This window comes from Streptomyces sp. NPDC006283 (genome assembly GCF_040613325.1).
Taxonomy (GTDB): Bacteria; Actinomycetota; Actinomycetes; order Streptomycetales; family Streptomycetaceae; genus Streptomyces.
In genome coordinates this window covers 1-3,912 of record NZ_JBEXRZ010000359.1, presented here as the reverse complement: position 1 = coordinate 3,912, position 3,912 = coordinate 1, and the positions used below count along the sequence as shown (strand labels likewise).

The window sequence follows — 3,912 nt, the reverse complement described above, 5'->3', positions numbered from 1 at the left end:
CCGATCGCCTCCTCACCCTCCGTGTCCTTGAGGAAAACAGCCTCGTTGTTGGAGATCAGCGGCACCCGCGGTGCCAGCCACAGCCACAGGAAACCGAGTGCCAGCCCCATGAGGGTCACGCACACCAGGATCAGGGCGGAGTCCCGCAGGTCCCTGCGCAGCTCCGCGGCCGAGTCGGCCTCGTCCTTCGCCGCCCCGTACGCATACGTCGAAGACGGCCCCGCCCCGGCGGGCGGTGCCTGCCAGAGGTTGTCGTCCGAGGAGGACGGTCCGTTGGGCTGGTGCGGCGGCGTCAGAGGTGCTGTCACCCCGCCATCGTGCCAGGCCCGTCCCACCGCCGCCTCACCGGACCGCCGCCCGCCGGTAGGCCCACGTGGCGACGGCCAGGGAGCAGACGCCGACGGCCGCGCAGACGGTGAGGTCGAGTCCGACGGCCGCCCAGTCGGGGTTCGCTTCGAAGGTCCGGGCCATGGCCTCGACCCCGTACGTGGACGGCAGCAGATCGCGGGCGTACGAGATCGGCCCCGGCAGCCGCTCGGCCGGCAGGACGCCGAGCAGCAGCGCCGCGGACATGCCCAGCTGCCCGAGCAGCGTGGCCAGCTCCTGACGCGGCGCCAGCAGTCCGAGGGCCGCTCCCAGCCCGGCGAGTGCCGCGCCGGCGAGCGGGATCACCGCCGCGAGCACCCACAGATGCGTGAGCGGCAGCTGGAAGAGCACACTGCCGGCGACGGCCGTCACCGCCGTGCCGGGGACGGTGAACGAGGCGTACGCCCCTGCCGCGCCGAGCACCACGGCCGCGGGCGGCACGGGCAGTGTCGCGTAGTGGTCGAGGCCCCCTTGGGCCCTGAGCTGTCCGAAGTACTGAGCGAGCAGGTTGAGCGCGACGAAGGCGACGACGAGCACGCTCGCGCCCGCGACGACCGCCCGCGCCTCCGTGCCGCCGTCGACGACGCCCCGCATCAGGACCATGATCCCGATGGACTGGAAGGTCGCGACGAACAGCAGCGGGATGCGGGCGACCCTCGCCCGCGACAGCTGCGCCCGGTACACGGCGGCGAGCGCGGGCAGCAGCCGCGCCCGTGGTGCGAGCGGCGCGGGAGCTTCCTCGACCACGACGGCTGCGCGTGCCACCGCCCCGGCGGTTTCCGCGGACACGATGCTCACGCCTTGACCAGCCCCTTCGTCGCGTTCCCCCCGAGTGCCAAGTACACGTCCTCCAGGCTCGGCGTGGCCAGCGTGAAGTCGTCGAGAGCCGCGAACGCGGCGCCGCCGGTGACCGCTGCGACAGCGGCGCGTGCCTCCTCCGGCGCGAGCCTGAGGACCCAGCGCCGCCCGGACTCCTGCGCGAAGCCGCGGAGCGCGGCGACCTCCGGTACGTCGAGCGGGGCGCGTTCGCGCCACACCAGCTCGACCCGGACCTCGCCGGCGACTCCTTCTTTCAGCCCGGACGGGGTGTCGCAGGCGATGACCCGGCCGCGATCGAGGACGGCGACCCGGTCGAGGACGGTCTCGGCCTCGATGACGTTGTGGGTGACGAGCAGCACGGTCGCGCCGTGCTCGGCGCGACGCCGGTCGACGGCCGCCCACACGGCACGCCGCGCGACGGGGTCCATGCCGGTCGTCGGCTCGTCGAGCACGAACACCGGCCGCTCCCCCACGAGCGTCGTGGCGAAGCAGGCGAGCCGGCGCTGTCCGCCGGAAAGCTTCTTCAGAGGGCGGGCGGCGAGGGCGGTGAGCCCCAGCTCTTCGAGGACGGTGTCCCGTTCGGCACGCGCTTCGCGTGCCGTCAGCCCGCGCAGCCGTCCGGTGGTCTCCGCGGCGAGCGCCACGGTGAGTTCGTCGAGCGCGGTCGACTCCTGCCCGAGGTAGCCGATGAGCCGGGCGGCGCGCTCGGGGTGGCGTACGAGATCGTGGCCGAGGACGTGGACGCTGCCCGAGTCGGGGCGCATCAGCCCGGTGAGCTGTCGCACCAGGGTCGATTTGCCCGCGCCGTTGGGTCCGAGCAGGCCGAAGACCTCGCCGCGCCGGACCTCGAGACTGATCCCGTCCGTGGCACGCACCTCGGGTGTCCCCGGCGTCCCGCGTCTGCCGCGCGCGGCGGGGTACGTCTTGACCAGATCCCGCACCACGCACACCGTACTCACAAGGGACGAGACTACGGGGTCCGGCCGCCGCGAATGCCCTCGGGCCCCGACTGCTCCGCCGCCGGACCGTGCTCCGCGGCCGTCCGTACATCGATCTCGCGCCAGAATCCGGCCCTGATCGCATAGCGGTCGTGCTCGTCGATCTGGTCGTCCTTGTGTGCCAGAAGTCCGAAACGTGCTGCGTATCGCAGCAGTTCTCCGTCGATGCGGTGCGGGATGCGGGGGTACATGGTGGACAGCTTCTGCACGTGGCCCGTCTCGGGGAGCCGTTCCATCCAGCGCCGGGCGAAGACCTGACCGACCTCGAAGGGGTCACCTCCGACCGTGGTGATGTCCTCCTCGCGGTCGGCCCAGCGCTGCTCGGCGCTGGTGAGCTGCGCGAGGGTCGGCAGCGACGCGGTCTCCGGCGGCTCGCCCAGCGCGCCGTTGCCGGGCCGTTCGATCCAGCCCTTGTCGGAGGACCAGCGCAGGGTGGCGTTCGCCGGGTGGGAGGAGGGGTGGCCGGGTGTCTGCTGTCCCGGTGCGCGCAGCCCGGCGAGGTCCTTGGGCGTGGGCACGCCCTTGGCGGCGGCGGGGGCCGGGGCGGGCGCCACGCCGTTCTCCTCGGGCGCGGGCCGCGTCCCGTTGCGCGTGGCTTCGGCGGCACGCTCCTCGGCCGCGGCGAGCGCGGACTCGGGCAGCGGCGCCGACAGGATGGCCGCGATCTCGGGACGGGGCACGGGCGTCGGCGCGCAGATACCGGTGAGTTCCTTGGCGCGGACGGCCCGGGTGATCCAGACCCGGTCGAGCACCCTGCGCTCGTCGGCCTCCGCGACCAGGTCCTCCGACTGGTTGTAGTCGCCGTCGGCGGCCTGCACGGCCCAGAGGTGGACGGCGACGCCGTGTTCCTTGGCGGACATCAGGCCCGGCAGCAGGTCTCCGTCGCCGGTGACCAGCACGACGTCGGAGCAGGCGCGGTTTCTGGCCAGTTCGGTGAGTTCGGCGTGCATGGCCGCGTCGACGCCCTTCTGCGCCCAGCGGCCGTCGCTGCGGGTCAGGGCGCCCAGGCGGACGGTCACCCGGGGCATCACGCGCAGCCGACGGTGCTCCGGCTGGGGAACGCGGTCGGGTGCTCCGTCGAACCAGTAGATACGGAGCAGGGGCCGTTCCGTATCGGTTTCCGCGAGCTCCCGCAGGCCGTGGATGAGGGCGGCGTGGTCGACGGTGATCCGCGACCTGGCCGGCTCTCCGGCGAGAAGGCTGGCGGCGGCGCCCAGCAGGTAGCCGGCGTCCACCAGGACGACGCAGCGGTCCACGCGTTCCACCCTCTTTCGGGAGCTCATCGGGGGTCGGGATCGGGGATTGTTCCGGGTTTCCTTCGAGTCTGCCCGACCACGGGAGGGTTAACGGCCGGAACTCGATCATCGGCGTGGCGGATCGGGCCGCGGGTGCACGGACTGTCCCCGACTACCGTGCGCAATGATCCAAAATGCGGCGGTATTTCACGTATGTGAGTCTGGTCGCGGCCCTGGCCCCTACACCCCACAGGAGGCACCACCATGGCCAAGAACAAGAAGCAGCAGCGTGAGCAGAAGACCTCGCCGGCCGAGCGCGGCGCGCAGCAGGCGAAGAGCTCGTCCCTCGAGGCGCAGGCCGAACAGCGGGCACAAGCGGTCACGCCGTCCGACATAGCCCACAAGGGCCGGCAAAAGCGCTTCGGCCACAACTGACCGGACCGCATGGCCCGGACCACATTGACGCGTAATGCCAGAAGGGGCGCTCCCGTGAC

At 72.5% G+C, this 3,912-nt stretch carries 4 protein-coding genes and 1 pseudogene; 1 reads left to right on the top strand and 4 read right to left on the bottom strand.

Annotated features, from left to right (window positions below; translation table 11 throughout):
• The 4 genes and pseudogenes from ABZ070_RS35835 to ABZ070_RS35820 all read right to left on the bottom strand — a co-directional run.
• Nucleotides 1-308, bottom strand: a pseudogene (locus ABZ070_RS35835) (ABC transporter permease); the annotation flags it as partial.
• Nucleotides 309-342: 34 nt separating this feature from the next.
• Nucleotides 343-1,155, bottom strand: coding sequence for an ABC transporter permease (locus ABZ070_RS35830; RefSeq protein ID WP_356640218.1), 813 nt, complete (start codon nt 1,153-1,155; stop codon nt 343-345).
• 5 nt (nt 1,156-1,160) lie between these two features.
• Nucleotides 1,161-2,126, bottom strand: a complete 966-nt coding sequence (locus tag ABZ070_RS35825; RefSeq protein ID WP_356640216.1) for an ABC transporter ATP-binding protein — start codon at nt 2,124-2,126, stop codon at nt 1,161-1,163.
• Nucleotides 2,127-2,155: 29 nt separating this feature from the next.
• Nucleotides 2,156-3,466 (bottom strand): NYN domain-containing protein, encoded by a 1,311-nt coding sequence (locus tag ABZ070_RS35820; protein WP_356640214.1) that lies wholly within the window; start codon nt 3,464-3,466, stop codon nt 2,156-2,158.
• 216 nt (nt 3,467-3,682) lie between these two features.
• On the opposite strand from ABZ070_RS35820, the gene ABZ070_RS35815 reads away from it, so the two are divergent.
• A complete protein-coding gene (locus tag ABZ070_RS35815) occupies nt 3,683-3,853 on the top strand; it encodes a hypothetical protein (RefSeq protein ID WP_356640212.1) in 171 nt (56 codons plus the stop codon).
• Nucleotides 3,854-3,912 lie beyond the last annotated feature (59 nt).

Bases quoted from the DNA above. Each gene is read 5' to 3' on its own strand.
- ABZ070_RS35820 (WP_356640214.1), bottom strand. From the start codon at position 3,466: ATGAGCTCCCGAAAGAGGGTGGAACGCGTGGACCGCTGCGTCGTCCTG.
- ABZ070_RS35815 (WP_356640212.1), top strand. From the start codon at position 3,683: ATGGCCAAGAACAAGAAGCAGCAGCGTGAGCAGAAGACCTCGCCGGCC.